Source organism: Streptomyces sp. NPDC088923 (genome assembly GCF_044749745.1).
Lineage (GTDB): Bacteria > Actinomycetota > Actinomycetes > Streptomycetales > Streptomycetaceae > Streptomyces.
In genome coordinates this window covers 81761-101598 of record NZ_JBIVIO010000012.1, presented here as the reverse complement: position 1 = coordinate 101598, position 19838 = coordinate 81761, and the positions used below count along the sequence as shown (strand labels likewise).

General features: G+C 73.5%; 14 protein-coding genes. 11 read left to right on the top strand and 3 right to left on the bottom strand.

Annotated elements, in window-relative coordinates; genetic code table 11:
* Positions 1-59: 59 nt before the first annotated feature.
* Together miaB and ACIP4O_RS29660 are read left to right on the top strand one after the other, a co-directional pair.
* Positions 60-1604, top strand: a complete 1545-nt coding sequence (gene miaB / locus ACIP4O_RS29665) for a tRNA (N6-isopentenyl adenosine(37)-C2)-methylthiotransferase MiaB (RefSeq protein ID WP_401579170.1) — start codon at positions 60-62, stop codon at positions 1602-1604.
* A 789-nt stretch (positions 1605-2393) separates the two neighbouring features.
* A complete protein-coding gene (locus tag ACIP4O_RS29660) occupies positions 2394-3125 on the top strand; it encodes a class III extradiol dioxygenase subunit B-like domain-containing protein (protein ID WP_401579168.1) in 732 nt (243 codons plus the stop codon).
* Positions 3126-3352: 227 nt separating this feature from the next.
* Here ACIP4O_RS29660 and ACIP4O_RS29655 read toward each other — a convergent pair whose 3' ends face one another.
* Together ACIP4O_RS29655 and ACIP4O_RS29650 are read right to left on the bottom strand one after the other, a co-directional pair.
* Complete coding sequence (locus ACIP4O_RS29655) at positions 3353-3628, bottom strand: antitoxin (protein WP_401579167.1); 276 nt, start codon at positions 3626-3628, stop codon at positions 3353-3355.
* 156 nt (positions 3629-3784) lie between these two features.
* Positions 3785-4339 (bottom strand): hypothetical protein, encoded by a 555-nt coding sequence (locus tag ACIP4O_RS29650; protein ID WP_401579165.1) that lies wholly within the window; start codon positions 4337-4339, stop codon positions 3785-3787.
* A 184-nt stretch (positions 4340-4523) separates the two neighbouring features.
* Here ACIP4O_RS29650 and miaA point away from each other — a divergent pair, with 184 nt between their 5' ends.
* From miaA to hflX, 6 genes are all read left to right on the top strand, one after another.
* Positions 4524-5462, top strand: a complete 939-nt coding sequence (gene miaA, locus ACIP4O_RS29645) for a tRNA (adenosine(37)-N6)-dimethylallyltransferase MiaA (protein WP_361330654.1) — start codon at positions 4524-4526, stop codon at positions 5460-5462.
* Between the two features lie 107 nt (positions 5463-5569).
* Positions 5570-6082 carry a hypothetical protein gene (locus ACIP4O_RS29640; protein WP_401579225.1) on the top strand — a complete coding sequence of 171 codons (513 nt, stop codon included), beginning with the start codon at positions 5570-5572 and terminating at the stop codon, positions 6080-6082.
* 216 nt (positions 6083-6298) lie between these two features.
* Positions 6299-7186 (top strand): diaminopimelate epimerase, encoded by an 888-nt coding sequence (gene dapF, locus ACIP4O_RS29635; protein ID WP_401579164.1) that lies wholly within the window; start codon positions 6299-6301, stop codon positions 7184-7186.
* A gap of 444 nt (positions 7187-7630) precedes the next feature.
* Complete coding sequence (locus ACIP4O_RS29630) at positions 7631-9982, top strand: RelA/SpoT family protein (protein ID WP_401579163.1); 2352 nt, start codon at positions 7631-7633, stop codon at positions 9980-9982.
* A 196-nt stretch (positions 9983-10178) separates the two neighbouring features.
* Positions 10179-11786, top strand: coding sequence for a M1 family metallopeptidase (locus tag ACIP4O_RS29625; RefSeq protein WP_401579162.1), 1608 nt, complete (start codon positions 10179-10181; stop codon positions 11784-11786).
* Between the two features lie 320 nt (positions 11787-12106).
* Positions 12107-13669 carry a GTPase HflX gene (gene hflX, locus ACIP4O_RS29620; protein WP_401579160.1) on the top strand — a complete coding sequence of 521 codons (1563 nt, stop codon included), beginning with the start codon at positions 12107-12109 and terminating at the stop codon, positions 13667-13669.
* A gap of 207 nt (positions 13670-13876) precedes the next feature.
* Here hflX and ACIP4O_RS29615 read toward each other — a convergent pair whose 3' ends face one another.
* Positions 13877-15100 carry a trypsin-like serine peptidase gene (locus tag ACIP4O_RS29615; RefSeq protein WP_401579158.1) on the bottom strand — a complete coding sequence of 408 codons (1224 nt, stop codon included), beginning with the start codon at positions 15098-15100 and terminating at the stop codon, positions 13877-13879.
* Between the two features lie 316 nt (positions 15101-15416).
* Here ACIP4O_RS29615 and ACIP4O_RS29610 point away from each other — a divergent pair, with 316 nt between their 5' ends.
* The 3 genes from ACIP4O_RS29610 (at position 15417) to ACIP4O_RS29600 (ending at position 19830) form a co-directional block, all read left to right on the top strand.
* On the top strand, positions 15417-16799 hold the full coding sequence (locus ACIP4O_RS29610) for a diaminobutyrate--2-oxoglutarate transaminase family protein (protein WP_401579156.1): 1383 nt from the start codon (positions 15417-15419) through the stop codon (positions 16797-16799).
* Between the two features lie 86 nt (positions 16800-16885).
* The gene (locus tag ACIP4O_RS29605; protein ID WP_401579155.1) at positions 16886-19009 is read left to right on the top strand and encodes an IucA/IucC family protein; all 2124 of its coding nucleotides are present in this window, start codon (positions 16886-16888) and stop codon (positions 19007-19009) included.
* Between the two features lie 122 nt (positions 19010-19131).
* Positions 19132-19830: a GNAT family N-acetyltransferase gene (locus ACIP4O_RS29600; protein WP_401579153.1), complete on the top strand. Its 699-nt coding sequence runs from the start codon at positions 19132-19134 to the stop codon at positions 19828-19830.
* Positions 19831-19838 lie beyond the last annotated feature (8 nt).

The window sequence follows — 19838 nt, the reverse complement described above, 5'->3', positions numbered from 1 at the left end:
CGAGCCGCCCGCCCCACCGGCGGTCGGCCGCCTCTCCCCGCTCGCCTACCCTTGTCCGCATGAGCAGCAGCGACCGGAGCCCCGTGGGGGACGTTCAGCAGGCCGGGACACAGGCCCGGACATACGAGATCCGCACCTACGGATGTCAGATGAACGTGCACGACTCGGAACGGCTCGCCGGCCTCCTGGAGGGTGCCGGATACGTGCGCGCCCCCGAGGGCGCAGAAGACGACGGCGCGGACGTCGTCGTCTTCAACACCTGTGCGGTGCGCGAGAACGCCGACAACCGCCTCTACGGCAATCTCGGCCGCCTCGCCCCGAAGAAGACCGAGCGCCCCGGCATGCAGATCGCGGTCGGCGGCTGCCTGGCGCAGAAGGACCGGCAGACCATCGTCGACCGCGCCCCCTGGGTCGATGTCGTCTTCGGCACCCACAACATCGGCAAGCTCCCCGTCCTCCTCGAACGCGCCCGCGTTCAGGAGGAGGCCCAGGTCGAGATCGCCGAGTCCCTGGAGGCCTTCCCCTCCACGCTGCCGACCCGCCGCGAGTCGGCCTACGCCGCCTGGGTCTCCGTCTCCGTGGGCTGCAACAACACCTGCACGTTCTGTATCGTCCCCGCCCTGCGCGGCAAGGAGAAGGACCGCAGGCCGGGCGACATCCTGGCCGAGGTCGAGGCGCTCGTCGCCGAGGGCGTCAGCGAGATCACCCTCCTCGGCCAGAACGTCAACGCCTACGGCAGCGACATCGGCGACCGCGAGGCCTTCAGCAAGCTCCTCCGCGCCTGCGGCGGCATCGAGGGCCTGGAGCGCGTCCGCTTCACCTCCCCGCACCCGCGCGACTTCACCGATGACGTCATCGCCGCCATGGCCGAGACCCCCAATGTGATGCCTCAGCTGCACATGCCGCTCCAGTCCGGTTCGGACACCGTGCTCCGCGCGATGAGGCGCTCCTACCGCCAGGACCGCTACCTCGGCATCATCGAGAAGGTCCGCGCCGCGATCCCCGACGCCGCGATCAGCACGGACATCATCGTGGGCTTCCCGGGCGAGACCGAGGAGGACTTCGAGCAGACGCTGCACGTCGTGCGCGAGGCTCGCTTCTCCGCGGCGTTCACCTTCCAGTATTCGAAGCGCCCCGGCACACCGGCCGCCGAGATGGAGAACCAGATTCCCAAGGAGGTTGTCCAGAAGCGCTACGAGCGGCTCGTCGCACTTCAGGAGGAGATCTCCTGGGAGGAGAACAAGAAGCAGGTCGGCCGCACCCTGGACGTCATGGTCGCCGAAGGCGAAGGGCGCAAGGACGGCGCGACCCACCGTCTCTCGGGGCGCGCCCCCGACAACCGCCTCGTCCACTTCACCAAGCCACAGGAGCCGGTGCGACCAGGGGACGTCGTGACCGTCGACATCACCTACGCGGCTCCTCACCACCTTCTCGCCGAGGGCACCCCCCGTGGGGTCCGGCGCACCCGCGCGGGCGACGCCTGGGAAAAGCGCACGACCGCCGAGACCACCAAGCCGGCCGGCGTCATGCTGGGGCTCCCGACGATTGGCGCCCCGGCCCCCCAGCCGGCCGCCGCCGTCACGCAGGGCTGCGGCTGCGACTGACCTCTGAGGGGGCCTTCGCGGAACGCGGGGGAGGGGTATCCGGGCCCGCACGGGCCGGGAGCGCGCACGGGGCCGGGAGCGCGGGGGCGGAGCGGGCGATGTCCTCGTTCGCATGCCCGAGCCTGCGTACGGGCCGAGCTCGCGTACGGGGTCGAGCCCGCGCATGGGGTCGAGCCCGCGCATGGGGCCGAGCCCGCGCGAGCGGGCCACCACGCATGGCGGCCGCACCCCGGTGCGCAGGCGGAGCCCGCGCGGCGGGAGCGAGCCCGCATGCGGCACGCCGCGCGGGTTCATAGCGGGCGACGGCCTGGCGGCTGTCCGACCGCCGGAACGCACAGTCGTACGGCGAGGGGGGCACGCCCTCCGCCGGACGGACTCGCCCGGCGCGGCCCCGCGATGCACGGACTTCCGCACACACGCGGACACCTTCGACGACCCGCACGTGACGAGCGTCGGGATCGGACTTCCACGCGCCGACGCGGACACCGACGATCACGCACGTGACCGGCGGCCGGTCCGGACTTCCGCGCGGGGACGCGGACACTCCGCGACGCCCTCTCCGCCACACCCACCGAAGCCCCCCGCCGTGCCAGGCGGCGTCCTCGCGAGGTCGCACGTGCGGAGGCAGCCCCGCCGTGCCCAGCGCCGGCCGATGTCCTCGCGCCGCCGCACCTGCCGACCCGCATCAGCCGACCCGCGCCTGCGGACCCGCACCGCCCGAGCCCGCCGACTCCGCCCCCGCATCGCTACCCCCGCCCCCGGCCCTCCCCACGAGTTACGCTGCCGATCATGCTTGTCGCCGCAGCCGTCTGCCCGTGTCCGCCGTTGCTGGTTCCCCGGATCGCGGCGGGGGCCGCGGGGGAACTCGACGCTTTGCGGGGCGCGTGTGCCGACGCGCTCTCCGTGCTCGCCGCGTCGCGGCCCGACCGGCTGCTCGTCCTCGGGCCGGTGGCGGGTATCGGGGCTGTGCGCCACGGTGAAGGCGCGCGAGGTGGCTTCCACGGGTTCGGGGTGCCCGTGACCGTACGGCTCATGCGGGCGGGGAAGGCGGAGCCGGCGCGTATGGCGTATGAGGGGCCCGCCTTGCCCGTTTCGCTTGCCGTGGGCGCCTGGATGCTGGAGAACGCCGCCTGGGCGGCGGCACCGGTCTCCGGGCTCGCGGTCGGCGAGGAGAGCGGGACCCAGGAGTGCCTGGCCCTCGGCGCGTCACTTCGCGTCCCCGACGAGCGCCTCGCGGTGCTGGCACTAGGCGACGGGAGCACAACGCGTACGGTCAAAGGCCCCGGATACCTGGACGAGCGGGCCGCTCCCTGGGACGGCACCGTCGCGAAGGCACTCGCCGACGCGGACACCGGGGCCCTCGCCGGACTCGACCCTGTCATCGCCCGCGCGCTCGGCTGCGCCGGGCGGGCCCCCTGGCAGGTGCTCGCCGGTGCCGCGCGCGGCACCGACCTCACGGGCAGCCTGCTGTACGAGCAGGCGCCCTACGGAGTCGGCTACTTCGTCGCCGCGTGGTCCTGAGCCTGGTTCGTCTGGGCGGCCGATGACAGCTTCATCCGTGCGGGCAGACCGATGGCAGACGGCGTACGGCACGGACGGACCGCGTCCGTACGCCGCAGAGCTCCGGCCACCGGGCGGCCGACAGGGCGGTACCGGCCCGTGCACCGCACTGGCGTGCCATCGGTCTGCCCGTACGCCCTCAGCGGCCCGTACGAGCCGTCGGGCCCGTAAGACGTCGCGCGGACCCCTCAGCCTCCCGAGGTGTTCGGGGGCTGCTGCGATCCTCCGCTCCCGCCCTCGCCGCCGGCCTCGCCGTCCTTCTTGCCCATCCGTTCGACGGCGTCCTTGGCCTTGTCCGTGCCCGACTGGATGCGGTCGGAGTACTTGCCCTTCGTGCGCTCGTCGACGGTTTTCGCCGCCTTGTCGAGGCCGTCGCCGATCTTGTCGCCGTGCTGCTGGGCGAGATCGGCCACCTTGTCCTTCGCCGGGGACAGTCGTGCCCGCATGTTGTCGATGAAACCCATGGGGTCCCTCCTCGCCGGGAACCGGGAAGACGGCGCTCCGCGCGGGGCGCCTACTGCTGGCTTACTACGGATCGGCCGCGCGCGCCTGTCGGGCCCCCGGGGCAGCTGGCCCGTCCCGGAGGGCTCGGCAGGCGCGCGCGAGTGCCGCTCGCGCGCTCAGCGACGTACGTGGTCGGCGGCCTCGCGTTCGGCGGCCTCGTCGACCGACTGCTGCTTGGGGATGCCGCCCTCGGCGGTCTCGCCATCGCCCGCGCCATCGGCGGTTCCGCCCGCCTCCGTCGCCACGGCGGCCACCTCGTCGGCACCTTCCGCAGCAGGCGCCGCACCGGCCGGGGCAGACGCCGCATCCTTCGCCTCGGCGCCCTTTGCCTCCGCGCCGACCGCCTCCTTGCCAACGCCTTCGGCCTCAGCGGCGGCCTCGGCCGCGGCCGTGCCCTCCGCCTTCGGTTCGGCCGTCCCCGCCCCGTCTCCGGCCACGACAGCCCCGGCCCCGGAGGCGTCCGCACCGGCAGCCTCCGCACCGGAGGCATCCGTACCGGCAGCCTCCGCACCGGCGGCATCCGTACCGGCACCTTCCGCACCGGCCGCCGCTCCAGGGGCCTCCTTGTCGTCCCCGCTGGTTTCCTCGGCCGCCGGAGCGGCCTCTTCCTGCGGGGTTGACGCGGGATCGGTCGCCTTCGGCTTGCGGCGGAGGAAAGAGAAGAGGCCCATTGCGTGCTCCAAGGGACAGGTGATGACAGGTGGACACGGGCGGGGGCGGCGCAGAGACTGCGCGCGGCCACGGCCCCGGCGGCCCGCGACCGACGGTCGGGACCTCGCAACGGCAAACGAGGCGGCCCGCGTCGCGTCACGTAACTCGTTCGAGGCGCTCCTCCTGGTTTGGGACACTGGGGCAGTGAGTACCGCACCCCCCATCCCACGGGTCATCGCCGTCGTCGGGCCTACCGCCGCGGGCAAGTCCGATCTCGGCGTCTTCCTCGCCCGGCGACTCGGCGGCGAAGTCGTCAACGCCGATTCCATGCAGCTCTACCGTGGGATGGATATCGGGACCGCGAAATTGACGCTCGCCGAGCGCGAGGGAGTCCCGCACCACCTCCTCGACATCTGGGACGTCACCCGCACAGCGAGCGTCGCCGAGTACCAGGCGCTCGCGCGCGCCGAGATCGATCGGCTGCTCGCCGAGGGGCGAGTCCCCGTGCTCGTGGGCGGCTCGGGACTCTACGTGCGAGGCGTCGTCGACCGGATGGAGTTCCCCGGCACCGACCCGGCCGTCCGCGCGCGCCTGGAGGCCGAACTGGCAGAGGAGGGCCCCGCCGTGCTGCACGCGCGGCTCGCGCGCGCCGACCCCGAGGCCGCGGCCGCGATCCTCTCCAGCAATGGACGTCGCATCGTGCGCGCCCTGGAGGTCATCGAGATCACCGGCAAGCCTTTCACCGCGAACCTGCCCGGGCGCGAGGCGTACTACGAGACACTCCAGATCGGGGTCGACGTCGCCCGGCCCGAACTCGACGCGCGCATCGCCCGCCGCGTCGACGTGATGTGGGAACGCGGCCTCGTCGCGGAGGTCCGCGCGCTGGAGGAGGCGGGACTGCGAGAGGGCCGCACCGCCTCGCGCGCGCTCGGCTACCAGCAGGTCCTCGCGGCGCTCGCCGGGGAGTGCGGTGAGGAGGAGGCACGCGCGGAGACCGTACGCGCCACCAAGCGCTTCGCGCGCCGTCAGGACACGTGGTTCCGGCGCGACCCACGTATCCACTGGCTCGACGGGGGACTCTCGGGACGAGCGGAACTTTCCGGACGCGCTCTGGCGTTGGTCGAACGGGCGGTTACAGCCTGATCACGTGATGGCATCGGGACGCTCCGGGCGTCCTACGGGCCGCCGACGCCGTGCCATCATCAAGCTGCGATCGACTGGCGGAGTCCGAGTGGGAGGGCACAGTGGCGATGGAGGCCGGCCCTCGTGACACCGGACGCGAAGAGCGGGAGCAACTCGTCCAGGACGGCCCAGCGGACGACCCTCCGACGGTCGCCGACGGGACGCTGGCGGACAGTGACGCGGTGGCCCTGGGTGTGCTCCCCCCGGGCCGGGACGGCGTAGCGGCGGACGAAACGGTCGTCGAGGACGCCGCCGTGGAGGTCGAGCTCAGACCGCAGCGCAGACTGCGCCTCTGGCAACTGGCGCCCATCGTCGTGCTGGCCGCGATCGGCTCGCTGATGTTCGCCTTCCCGCTCGCTTTCGAGGCCGGTGACGGCGGCGCCGTCGTCGCGATGCTCGGTCTCCTGCTCAGCTCGTCAGCGGCAGGCGGCGCCGTGATGGCGGCCCGCCGCGTCGGCTACGACTGGCCGGGACTCGCCCAGGGCGATGGAAAGCGGCGGTGGCGCGCCATCGGCCTCTACGTGGGCGTCGTCCTCGTCGTCGCGGGCCTCGCGGTCTGGCGCGTCGCGCGACTGCGCTGAGGCCCCCGGCCCGGGGGGTAGCTCCTCCCGCCCCGTAGGCCGCCTGGGGCCCGCAAAGCCTGGGCCCTCAAACCTGGGCCCGCGAACCCCGGGTCGCGTCCGTGAACCCGAGGCCTGTACGCCCGCAGAACGACCCCGGCCGCCCTGCGGGCGAACGTTGCCCCGCCGTCCCGTACGGCCGCGCGGACCCCGCCCCCCGCCCCGTACGATCGAAGCATGAGCACCGCGATCGGCTTCCTCAAGGGCCACGGCACGCAGAACGACTTCGTGATCATTCCCGACCCGGAGAACGCCCTCGACCTGGGGCCCGCCGTGGTCGCCGCGCTCTGCGACCGGCGCGCCGGGATCGGCGGCGACGGGTTGCTGCACGTCGTGCGCTCCGCCGCGCACCCGGAGGGTCGTGCGTACGCCGACGAGGCTGAGTGGTTCATGGACTACCGCAACGCGGACGGCTCCGTCGCCGAGATGTGCGGGAACGGCGTCCGGGTCTTCGCCCGGTACCTTCAGCGCGCCGGGCACGTGGACGCCGGGGAACTGGCGGTCGCGACGCGAGCCGGGATCAAGCGCGCCCACCTGGCCAAGGAGGAGACGCCCGGTGTTCCCGGTGAGATCACCGTGGAGATGGGCGTCGCGCGGCTGCCCGAGGGTGAGGTCGAGGTCCGGATCGGCTCCGGAACGCGCCCCGCCACGCATGTCGACATGGGCAATCCGCACGCCGTCACCTTCGTGACCGACCTCGCCGAGGCCGGTGAGCTGCGCACCGCCCCCGAGGTGGCCCCCGCGAGCGCCTACCCGCACGGTGTCAATGTCGAGTTTGTCGTTGACCTGGCTCCCGGGGCGCTCGCGATGCGCGTGCACGAACGCGGCTCCGGCGAGACACGCTCGTGCGGTACGGGCGCCTGCGCCGTCGCCGTGGCCGCCGCGCGCAGGGACGGCCTCGACCCCGCGCGTACGGGGCACCCCGCCACCTACACCGTCGATCTGCCCGGTGGCCGGCTCACCATCACCGAACGCGCCGACGGAGTCGTCGAGATGACCGGGCCGGCGGTCCTCGTCGCCGAGGGCACGATCGACCAGGACTGGCTGGCGGAGCTGACCGCCTGAGCGACTGCGCGCCGCCAGGAATCCTCGATCGGTCCCGAGAATGCCCGGTCGTTCCCGACCGGGAGGGGCTCCGATGGCCGGGGCGACCTCGCCCCGGCCCTCCGAGGCGACCGGTACGAGCCCTCCACGCCGACCGTCGCCTGCCCTCCACGACCGACCGGAGCTCTCGCAAGAGGTTTGCCGCGCGGGCGCCGCACCCCCCGGCGCGCGCCCGACGCGTATCCGGAGCAACGCGCGAGCGTCGTAAAGGTCACTCCCCACGCTCGTGTCGCCCGCCGACTTCGCTCGAATGGGTGATCCCTTTCACGCTCGGCGAGAGGCGGTCGGCGGCGCGTGGTGGGCTCGATAGCATCAAGCACCGGCCCGGACGGGGACACCGCCCGTTGGCCCGGGGCCCCGCGCTCCGGGCACCCCGTCGACCGGTCGACGCAGCCGGAGGTGCCCATGAGTGCGGAGGCAATGAATCCTGTGACGCCCGGAGGGCCTCCCGAAGCCCTCCAGGCAGCCGGCGCCCCGCAGCCCCGCAAGCGCGCCCGGCACCGCATCGACCTGCGCCGCCTCGGCCGGGCGGCACTCCTCGGCCACACCGGGCGCGACCGCGCTCCCGACGCCATCGCGCACGTCGTCGACGCCCACCGCGCCCACCATCCCGACGCCGATGTCGACACGCTGCGCCGCGCCTACGTCCTCGCCGAGTCCTCGCACCGCGGCCAGATGCGCAAGAGCGGCGAGCCGTACATCACGCATCCCCTCGCGGTGACACTGATCCTCGCGGAACTCGGCGCGGAGACCACGACCCTGACAGCGGCGCTCCTGCACGACACGGTCGAGGACACCGACGTCACCCTCGACCAGGTCCGCGCCGAGTTCGGCAGCGAGGTCGGTTACCTCGTCGACGGGGTCACGAAGCTGGAGAAGGTCGACTACGGCGCGGCCGCCGAACCCGAGACCTTCCGCAAGATGCTCCTCGCGACCGGCAACGACGTACGCGTCATGTCGATCAAGCTCGCCGACCGCCTCCACAACGTCCGCACCCTCGGCGTGATGCGACGCGAGAAACAGGTCCGGATCGCGAAGGTCACGCGCGACGTGCTCATCCCGCTCGCGGAACGGCTGGGCGTGCAGACGCTCAAGACCGAGCTGGAGGACCGGGTCTTCGCCATCCTCCATCCCGAGGAGTACGAGGAGACGCGCCGCCTCATCGTCGACCACTTCGCGTCGCCCGACCCCCTCGCCGCCGTCGCGGAACGGGTGCGCGAGGTGCTGCGCGAGGCGGACCTGACCGCGGATGTGCAGCTGCGGCCCCGTCACTTCGTCTCCGTCCACCGCGTCCACCGCAAGCGCGGCCGGCTCGGCGACACCGACTTCGGGCGCCTGCTGGTCCTGGTCGGCGAGACCGCCGACTGCTACGCGGTGCTCGGCGAGCTGCATACCTGCCTGACCCCGGTGGTCGCCGAGTTCAAGGACTTCATCGCGGTCCCGAAGTTCAACCTGTACCAGTCCCTGCACACCGCTCTCGCGACGTCGGAGGGCGGCATCGCTGAAGTCCTCATCCGTACGCGACAGATGCACCGTGTCGCCGAGGCGGGCGTCGTCGCGCTGGGCAATCCGTACGCGGCGGGCGGCGATCAGGGGCGCGGGGGTACGGGGCGGGGCGCCGCGAGTGGCGGGGCAGGCGCCCGGCGCCCGCAGGGCGTGCTGGACCTGGCACCTCTCGACGGGGCAGCCGCCGAAACCGCGCTCGCCGCCGAAGCCCGGCTCGCCGAGGCGCCCGCGGCGGCAGCGGCGACCGCGGCGCCCGCGGCGACCGTGGAGATGGCGGCGACCCCGGAGACCCCGGAGGCCGCCGATGCCGAGCGGGCCGATCCGACCCGTCCCGGTTGGCTCTCCCGCCTCCTGCAATGGCAGAGCGCGGTGCCCGATTCGGAGCTGTTCTGGTCGGTGCTGCGCGAGGATCTGGCCCACAACCGCGAGATCACGGTCTTCCGCCAAGGGGGCGGCGCGCTCGGGCTGCCCGCGGGCGCGAGCTGTGTCGACGCGGCGTACGCGCAGTACGGCGAGGACGCGCACGCGTGTATGGGCGCGGTCGTCAACGGCCGCCTCGCGCCGCTGAGCACCGTCCTTGAGGACGGCGACACGGTCCAGCTCCTCATGGGCCAGGACGCGGTCGGCGGCGGCCCTTCGCCCGACTGGCTCGACCACGTGCGTACCCCCGCCGCCGGTCTGGCCATCCGCCGCTGGCTCACCGCACACCCCGCCGACACCCCGGCCGAGGAAGCGCGGCGGGAAGAGCCCCTCTCCCGTCCCACCCTGCCCGCCCCCGCCGCGCGCACCCTCGCCGCGAGCGTCACGGTCGACCAGCCCGGCGCGACGGTGCGCCTCGCGGGCTGCTGCACCCCGGTGCCCCCCGACGCCGTCACCGCGTTCGCGGTGCGGGGCAACGCGGTCACCGTGCACCGCGCCGAGTGCCCCCGGGCGGTACGCATGGCCGCGGCCGGCCGGCGCACGGTCGGCGCGGACTGGGGCGACACCGGCGACTGCCGCGTGACCCTGCGTGCCGCCTCCTTCGGGCGGCCGCACCTGCTCGCCGACCTCACGGAAGCGATCGCGGGAGAGGGCGTCGCGGTCATCTCGGCCACGGTCGAACCTCCGAGCGAGCACGGCGTACGCCACACCTACACGCTCCACCTGCCCGACGCCACGCGCCTGCCGGGGCTCATGCGCGCCATGAGGGACGTGCCGGGCGTGTACGACGTGAGCAGGGCACGGAGTTCGGCGCCCGCGTCCGGGGTTTGAGGGCCCGGACCGCAGCCCGCGTCCAGCAGAGAGGTTTCTGCGCCGAGACGCCACGGGGAACGGGGCGCTCGGACGGCGGCGGTGTGCCGTGAGCCGCGTACCGAAGACGTCAGCACGGCGAGAACGAACTGACTCCTTCGGGTTGTTCTGCTCGTGGAATGGTTGCTGTGTGTATCCGATGCGGTAACTCAGAGTCATGAACCTGGAGCGCATTACTGCGAACACCCTGGCGAGACCGGGGCCCGGCGGCGGCGCGGAGCACACGGGCAGCGAGACCCCGCCGCGCCCGCGCCGCCGCGCCCGCCGCGCGGCCCGCGTGCTCGTGCCGGTGCTCGCCGTCTGCCTCGCGCTCATCGCCGCCGCCGCACCGTCGCCCGGGCCTCAAGGGATCGGTGACCGGCTCTTCCCCGTCCTCGGCAATCCCGGCTACGACGTGCTGGCCTACGACCTCTCGCTGACCTACAAGGGCGACAACCGCACACCCCTGGAAGCGGTCACCCGCATCACCGCCAGAGCCGAGGCGCCCCTGGACCGCCTCAATCTCGACTTCTCCCACGGCAAGGTCCACTCCGTCACCGTCAACGGCCGCACCGCCCGGCACGCGAGCGCCGGACAGGACCTCGTCGTCACGCCGGAGACGCGGGTACGGCCGGGGGAGAGGCTGCGCATCGTGGTGCGGCACACGAGCGATCCACGGCCGCCGGCGGCCGGGCAGGGCGAGGGCGGCTGGGTCCGGACGAAGGACGGCCTGGCCATGGCAAACCAGGCGGACGCGGCCCACCGGGTCTTCCCCGGCAACGACCACCCCTCCGACAAGGCGGACTTCACCTTCCGCGTCACCGCGCCGGCCGGTGTGACCGTGGTCGCCAACGGCCTCCTCGCGGGCCGGGCCGACGCGGCGGGCGGCGCCACGACCTGGACGTACCGCACCCTGCACCCGATGGCCACCGAACTGGCCCAGGTCTCCCTCGGCCGCTCCGTCGTGCCGCGCAGGCCAGGACCGCACGGCCTCCCGGTCCGCGACGTCGTCCCGGCGGGCGACCGTGAGCGCCTCGAACCGTGGCTGCGCAGGACACCGGGACAGCTGCGGTGGATGGAGGAACGTGTGGGGGCTTTCCCCTTCGAGGCGTACGGGGTGCTCGTCGCCGACACGAACACGGGCTTCGAGCTGGAGACCCAGACGCTCTCGCTCTTCGAGCGGCGTCTGTTCACCGACCGCCGCTACCCCGAGTGGTATGTCGACTCCGTCCTCGTGCACGAGCTGGCGCACCAGTGGTTCGGCGACAGCGTGAGCCCGCGCACCTGGTCGGACCTCTGGCTCAACGAGGGCCACGCCACGTGGTACGAGGCGCTCTACGCCGAGGAACGGGGCGGCCCCACGCTGGAGCGCCGCATGCGCGAGGCGTACGGGGCGAGCGACGGGTGGCGTGCGGAGGGCGGACCACCGGCCCGCCCCAAGGCCCCGGGCAACGGCAAGATCAGCATCTTCCGTCCCGTCGTCTACGACGGCAGCGCTCTCGTGCTCTACGCCTTGCGCCAGGAGATCGGGGCGGACGCCTTCACACGTGTCGAGCGCCGCTGGGTCGCCGAGCACCGCGACGGCACGGCGGACACCGCGGCCTTCGTCCGGCTGACCTCCGACGTCGCGGGGCGCGATCTCGGCGCGTTCCTCCGCCCCTGGCTGTACGGGGCGAAGACACCGCCGATGCCGGGGCACCCAGACTGGACCGCCGACGCGCCCGATGCCGAGCAGCCGCGGAGCACGACTCCGCACCGCCTCGCCGCACCACCACGGACGCGGTGACGGGGGAGGTTCGCGCCCGTGCCACGCGCGCGCGTGGTGGCGATCCGTGAGGGCCAGGGCCGGCGAGCGGCCGGCTCCGCGCTCGTGGGGCGGGCAGGTCCGGCCGCCTGTGCGCCTGCCATTCCCGGCGGTCCGTCGGCCCGTGCGCCTGCCGGTTCCCGGCGGCCCGCCGGATAACTCACGTGACGCCGCGAGGGCGCCGTGGGACCATTTCCGGGCGAGCGGCGCCCACGGGCCCGGGAATTCCCGGGGCTCCCCGGGCGTTGCTCACATCAGCGGACCGGGTCCGCTCGCCGACCGCACTCGTCATTAAGGAACCAATGACCCACACCCCTCCCTTTTCCCAGGACACTTCCGGAGACCAGGACGCGCCCCTCGGCGCGGAGGACACCGTGAACGAGACGCACCCGCGGGGACAGCAGCCGTCCCACAGCCACGGCCTGCGGGCCGATGCCCTGATGGAAGAGGACGCCGCCTGGAGCCAAGAGGTCGACGGCGCGCGGGACGGCGAGCAGTACGACCGCGAGGAGCGCGCGGCGCTGCGCAGGGTCGCCGGGCTCTCCACGGAGCTGGAGGACGTCACCGAGGTCGAGTACCGCCAGCTCCGTCTGGAGCGGGTCATCCTCGTGGGCGTCTGGACCTCGGGCACCGTCCACGACGCGGAGAACTCCCTCGCGGAGCTGGCCGCGCTCGCCGAGACCGCGGGCGCCCTCGTCCTCGACGGGGTCATCCAGCGCAGGGACAAGCCCGATCCGGCCACTTACATCGGCTCCGGCAAGGCCGTCGAACTGCGGGACCTGGTCCTGGAGAGCGGCGCCGACACCGTCGTCTGCGACGGTGAGCTGAGCCCGGGGCAGCTCATCCACCTGGAAGACGTCGTCAAGGTCAAGGTCGTCGACCGCACGGCGCTGATCCTCGACATCTTCGCCCAGCACGCCAAGTCCCGAGAGGGCAAGGCACAGGTCTCGCTCGCGCAGATGCAGTACATGCTGCCGCGCCTGCGTGGCTGGGGGCAGTCGCTCTCCCGGCAGATGGGTGGTGGTGGCTCCGGCTCCTCCGGCGGGGGCATGGCGACCCGTGGTCCCGGTGAGACCAAGATCGAGACCGACCGCCGGCGCATTCGCGAGAAGATGGCGAAGATGCGCCGGGAGATCGCCGAGATGAAGACCGGGCGTGACCTCAAGCGCCAGGAACGGCGACGCAACAAGGTCCCCTCGGTGGCCATCGCCGGCTACACCAACGCCGGCAAGTCCTCGCTGCTCAACCGCCTCACGGGTGCCGGTGTACTGGTTGAGAACGCCCTCTTCGCGACCCTCGACCCGACGGTGCGCCGGGCCGAGACGCCGAGCGGGCGGCTCTACACACTCGCTGACACGGTGGGCTTCGTGCGGCATCTGCCGCACCACCTCGTCGAGGCGTTCCGCTCCACGATGGAGGAGGTCGGCGATTCCGACCTGATCCTCCACGTGGTCGACGGCTCGCACCCGGCTCCCGAGGAGCAGCTCGCCGCCGTGCGCGAGGTGGTCAGGGAGGTCGGGGCCACCGATGTGCCCGAGATCGTCGTGATCAACAAGGCGGACGCGGCCGACCCCGTCGTCCTCCAGCGGCTGCTGCGGGTCGAGAAGCACTCGATCGCGGTCTCCGCCCGCAGCGGGCAGGGGATCGAGGAACTGCTCGCGCTCATCGACGAGGAACTGCCCCGCCCCGCCGTCGAGGTCGACGTGCTCGTCCCCTACACCGAGGGCAAGTACATCGCCCGGGCGCACGTCGAGGGCGAGGTCCTCTCCGAGGAGCACACCCCCGAGGGCACCCGGCTCAAGGCGCTGGTGCACGAGGAACTGGCCGCGGAACTGCACAGGTTCAGCCCGGTCGGCTCGCACTGAGCCCTGCGGGCGGGGCCTCTCCCCGTACCGCCACAGGCGCCGCGGACCGGTGGATACGGCAGCTCGTGAGCGACGGCTCGCGCGCGGATGCGGGGACGCGGTGAACCCCCGTACCGTCGCGACTCCTCCGTACCGCCCCCGACTCCCTCCCGAGTCAGGCGGCCGCGCTCAGAGAAGCGGTCGGCGGCCCCCGGGAACGCGCCCGCCTCAGGAGAGGTTGTCGGCCTTTTCGCTCACCGCGCGGTAGACGCCCTCCGCCTCCTTGCCGAGGCGCGGGCCCGCGAGCCAGCCGCCCGTCACCGGGCCGATCGAGGTGTTCGAGACCAGCGCCGGCTTCCCGTCCGCGTTCTTGCCGACCCAGCCACCGCCCGAGGCACCGCCGGTCATGGTGCAGCCGATGCGGTACATCGTCGGCTGCTCGGGGCCGAGCGAGAGACGGCCGGGCTTCGCGGGGCACTGGTAGAGGGCCTGGCCGTCGAAGGGCGGCGCCGCCGGATAACCGGAAGCGGTCAGGGAGGGAGTCTTCGCCGCCGACGGTGCGGAGAAGTCCACGGGCAGCGCGCCGCCCACGGTCTCCTCCAGCGACTTCCCGCCGCCGTTCTCCGGCGTCACGTGCAGGACGGCGAAGTCGTAGGGTGCCCCCGCGCCCCCCGTGGGACCGCCGCTCGCGATCCACTCCTTCGAGGTCTGCGCCCAGTCGCTCCACCACACCCCGTACGGAGCGATCTCCTCGCGCGTCGCCTGCCGCAGCTCGGCGGTCGACTTCCCCGCGTTGTTGTACGCGGGCACGAAGGCGATGTTGCGGTACCAGCCGCCCTTCTGCCCGGCGTGCACGCAGTGGCCCGCCGTCCACACGAGGTTGGACTTCCCCGGGTGGGCCGGGTCCGCGACGACCGTCGCCGAGCAGACCATCGAGCCCTGCGGGGAGTCGAAGAGAACCTTCCCCGCCTCGGGCAGCGCGTCGTGGTACGGCGGGGCCACCGCGGCGGCCTTCACCGGTGCGGGCGTCGGGTCGGTCACGCCCTGGTCGTCCCCGAGATCGCTGTCGTCCACCTTCTTCTGCGGGTCCTCGGCCCGCCGCATCCGGTCGGGGTCCCACAGACCGTCGATGATCGGGTTGATGTAGTCCTCGGCCTTGCGCAGCCAGGCGTCCTTGTCCCACTCGCGCCAGGCGCCGTTCTCCCATTTCCCGAGATCGATGCCGTGCTCCTTGAGCCGGTCCCGCACGCCGTCGGGTATCCGGATCTTGTGATCCCCCGCTGAGGCCGAGGACTCCGAGGCGACAGGCTTCGCGCCGTCGTCGCCGCCCGCCGAGTCGTCGCCGGGACCGCAGGCGGCCAGTGTCAGCGTGAGGCTCAGGGCGGCCCCGACCGCCACCGGCCAGGAGCCGCGGCGCGGCCCCCGCCCCGTCCGTGCCCGTGTGGTGCGCATGCTCAATCCCCCTGGGAGTGCTGGACCTGCCGAACCCACACTATGACGGGGCCTCAACAGCCCTACCGCGCCGCGGCAACAGTTGGGTCACGGTGGGAGAGCCCCGCCCGGGTCCCGAACCTCACGACCAACGCCCCGTCCCAGCCGTCGCGTTCAGGACGCACCGTCGGTTTCCGGCCGACTTCGCCAGGCCCGTCAAGGATCTTCGGATGACCCGTTATCCGGAGCGGTCCGCGTCGTTGGTACGTACGGGGGTCGTCGGCATGCCCGCCCTCGGCCCCGACACGCCGTTCGCACCGCGGGAGGACCTACCGCCTTGGCCGTGACCGAGTCCGTGCCCATCGCACCGACGACCACGCAGGAAGGGGTGCTGCGCAGGCAGTCCCTGCGGGAGTCGGCCGCGAGGACCTATGCCCGTGCCCTGCCCATCGTCCCCGTCCGGGCCAGGGGCCTGACCATCGAGGGCGCGGACGGCCGCAGGTATCTGGACTGTCTCTCCGGGGCGGGCACCCTCGCCCTCGGTCACAACCATCCCGTGGTCCTCCAGGCGATCAGGGACGTCCTCGACTCCGAGGCCCCGTTGCACGTCCTGGACCTCGCGACCCCGGTCAAGGACGCCTTCGTCACCGAGCTGTTCCGCACCCTGCCGGGCGAACTGGCGGCTCACGGACGCATCCAGTTCTGCGGCCCCGCGGGCACCGACGCCGTCGAGGCCGCGCTCAAGCTCGTGCGGCGCGCCACGGGCCGGCAGCCCGTGCTCGGCTTCACCGGCGCCTACCACGGCATGACCGCCGGGGCGCTCGACGTCTCCTCGGCCGCCACCTCGGTACGGGACACGCTGCGCCTCCCGTACCCGCAGGACTACCGCTGCCCCTTCGGGGTGGGCGGCGAGGCCGGGGCCGCGCTCGGTGCCAGGCTCGCCGAGAGCTACCTCGACGACCCGAAGTCCGGCGTGCCGCAACCGGCGGGGCTGATCGTCGAGCCGGTCCAGGGTGAAGGCGGCGTGCACCCGGCGCCGGACGCCTGGCTGCGCCGGATGCGCGCCCTCACCCGCACGCACGGACTCCCCCTCATCGCCGACGAGGTGCAGACCGGCGTCGGCCGCACCGGCGCCTTCTGGGCCGTCGACCACGCGGGCGTCGTGCCGGACGTCATGGTCCTCTCCAAGGCGATCGGCGGCAGCCTCCCCCTCGCCGTCGTCGTCTACCACGAGGACCTCGACGTCTGGGAACCCGGCGCCCACGCGGGGACCTTCCGGGGCAACCAGCTCGCGATGGCCGCGGGCGCCGCGACCCTCGCCTACGTCCGCGAGAACGGACTCGCCGAGCGCGCCAGGGTCCTGGGTGCCCGCATGCTCTCCGCGCTGCGCTCCCTCGCGAGCCACCACGCCTGGATCGGGGACGCGCGCGGCCGCGGCCTCATGCTCGGCGTCGAACTCGTCGACCCGGAGGGTGCCAGGCCGGGCGCCTCGGGACCGCCACCCGCCGACTCCACGCGCGCCGTCGCCGTGCGCCGGGAGTGCCTGCGCCGCGGTCTCATCGTGGAGCTGGGCGGCCGCCACTCCGCCGTCGTCCGGCTGCTGCCGCCGCTCACGCTCACCGACGACCAGGCCACCGCCGTCCTGGACCGTTTCGCCGACGCACTCGACGCCGTGGACCGCGACCCACGCGTACGGGCGCCGCGCACCCCACCCGTCTGAGCGCGCCCCTCCGCGTGCCAGTCCCCCCACCGGCCCCCTCCCCTCAGCCGCGGGGCCACACGATCACGTCCCTCAAGGAAGCGCCCGTGAACCCGAACACCGCACCCGACGGCCGGTACCCTCTCGCACCCGAGGCCGGAAGTACGAGTTCGGCATGCCCCGAAGACGGTGTCGTCCCCCGGCAGCACACGGCCGCTCCCACGGAGAACCTCGACGGTGCCGCGGTCGATCTCCTCGAACACCCCGACGTGCCGACCGCCGCGGAGGCCGCCGCGCTGGAGTCGCTGCTGCGCTGCTGGGTGCGCGAGACCGGTGTCGAGGCGGCGGAGCACGGGCCGTTGCGCATCTCCCTGCCGGCCCAGGAGGCGACGCTCGTCGTCCCGGTGCGGTACTGGTCCGCCGCCGGGCTGCACCGCTTCGGCCTGCCCCGCCTCGAACACCACGGCCCCGCCCCCGTCCGCAGCGGCGGCGCCTTCCCGCCCCGCGCCGTCGTCCGCCAGGGCAGGGCACCGCGCCTCACCGCGCCGCTGGACGCGGCCACGGTCGCCGAGGTGCTGAGCAAGGAGGTCCACGCGGGGACGGTGACGGACGGTACGGGCCAGGCCGGGACGTTGACGGAGGGTACGGGCCAGGGCGCCACCGGCGGCGCCGCGACGAACCCCGTACCGTCCGGCGACCCCGCCCCCACCGTCCCCCGGCAGGCCGCGTCCGCCGCCGACGACGACCTCGTGGCACGGGTCAGGGACTCGGTACGCCGTACCGCCGTCTTCCTCTCCTTCCGCCGCCGCCACGCGGAGGACTCGCCCGCCCCCTTCCTCGCCGCCGAGCAGGCGCTCCTCCTCGGCCACCCGCTCCACCCCACGCCCAAGAGCAGGCAGGGACTCAGCGAGGCGGAGGCCCGGCTCTACTCGCCCGAACTGCGCGGCGCCTTCCCCCTGCACTGGCTGGCCGTCCACCAGGACGTCCTCGCCACCGACTCGGCCTGGACAGAGCGCGGCAGGACCGTCTCGGCAGGACAACTCACCGAGCGCCTCGCAGGCCCGGGACTCACCCTCCCGCCCGGCACCGTCGCGCTGCCCCTGCACCCCTGGCAGGCCCGCGACCTCGCGCAGCGCCCGGAGGTCCACGCGCTGGCCGACGCCGGACTGCTCACCCCGCTCGGTCCGCACGGGGAACCGTGGTCGCCCACCTCGTCGGTGCGCACCGTGTACCGGGCCGAGGCCCCGGCGATGCTCAAGCTCTCGCTCGGTCTGCGCATCACCAACTCGCGCCGCGAGAACCTCCGCAAGGAACTCCGCCGCGGCGTCGAGGTCCACCGACTGCTCCGTACCGGACTCGGCGCCGAATGGCACGCCGCCCACCCCGGCTTCGACATCGTGCGCGACCCGGCGTGGATCGCCGTCGACGGCCCGGACGGCGAACCGCTGCGCGGCGTGGACGTCATGATCCGCCACAACCCCTTCACTCCTCAGACCGACGCCGCCTGCCTCGCCGGGCTCGTCTCGCCGCGCCCCCTGCCCCCGATCGGCGGCCACCCCGCCGAGCCGAGCGGGTTGCTCGCGCACGGCTCGCAGGCCCAGCAGCCCATGCGCTCCCGGCTCAGCGAGCTGATCACCCGGCTCGCCCAGCGCACCGGCAGGCCACGGGGCACGGTCGCCACCGAGTGGTTCCTGCGCTACCTGGAGCGCGTCGTCCGCCCGATCCTGTGGCTCGACGGGCGCGCGGGCGTCGCGCTGGAGGCGCACCAGCAGAACACCGTCGTCCTGCTCGACACCGAGGGCTGGCCGAGCGGCGGCAGGTACCGCGACAACCAGGGCTACTACTTCCGCGACTCGCACCGCGAGGCACTGGAGCGGCGGCTGCCAGGCATCGGCGCGGAGAGCGACACGTTCGTGCCCGACGACGTGACGGACGAGCGCTTCACGTACTACCTCGCCATCAACAACGTCCTCGGCCTCGTCGGCGCCCTCGGTTCCCAGGGCCTCGCGGACGAGGACCTGCTGCTCGCCGCCCTGCGCGGCTTCCTCACCGAGGCCGCGCAAGGACCGGAAGCCCTCGGCTCCGGGCTGCCCGCCCTGCTGCTCGACAGCCCCGTCCTGCGCTGCAAGGCCAATCTGCTCACGCGGCTGCACGGACTCGACGAACTCGTCGGCCCCGTCGACACCCAGTCCGTGTACGTACGTTTCCGCAACCCGCTGCACAACTCCTGACCACGCGCGGGGCCGGGCTCCAACCCCCTGGCCCCGCGTCGAACCCGTACCGACCCGCCCGCCCAGCCGCCCCCGTACCGCCGCGCCCGTCCCTGTACCGCCCCCGAACCGAGGAGTGCACCATGCCCACAGCGGACACCCCCCTCGCGGGTGCCACGCCGCCCGCGCCCGGCTTCCCCGACGACGAGGCACCGGGCCCAGGCATAGCCGGGGCCGGACACCCCGGCCCGGACCCCGAAGACGCGACGCCGCCCGCCGCTGCCCCGCCCGGCGACTGGCCACCCGTTCCCACGCCGCACGGCCTCTTCCGGCTGCGGCCCGTCACGCTGCCGCACGACCTCGCCCTGCTCACGCAGTGGATGAACGACCCCGAAGTGGCCGCCTTCTGGGAACTCGCCGGCCCGCCCGGCGTGACCGAGGCGCACGTCCGCCCCCAGATCGAAGGCGAGGGACGCAGCGTGCCCTGCCTCGGCCTGCTCGACGGGCGGCCGATGAGCTACTGGGAGGTCTACCGCGCCGACCAGGACGTCCTCACCCCGTACTACCCCGCGCGAGCGCACGACATCGGTGTCCACCTGCTGCTCGGCGGCGGCACCGACCGCGGACGTGGCGTCGGCACGGAACTGCTGCGCGCCCTCACGTCGCTGATCCTGGCGCACCGCCCGTGCGCCACCCGTGTCCTCGCCGAACCGGACGTGCGCAACGTCCGCTCCGTCGCCGCGTTCCTGCGCGCCGGCTACCGCAAGGACCGCGAGCTGGACCTGCCCGGCAAACGCGCCGCCCTGATGATCAGGGACCGCGCCCCGACGCCGCCCGCCTGAGGCGCACG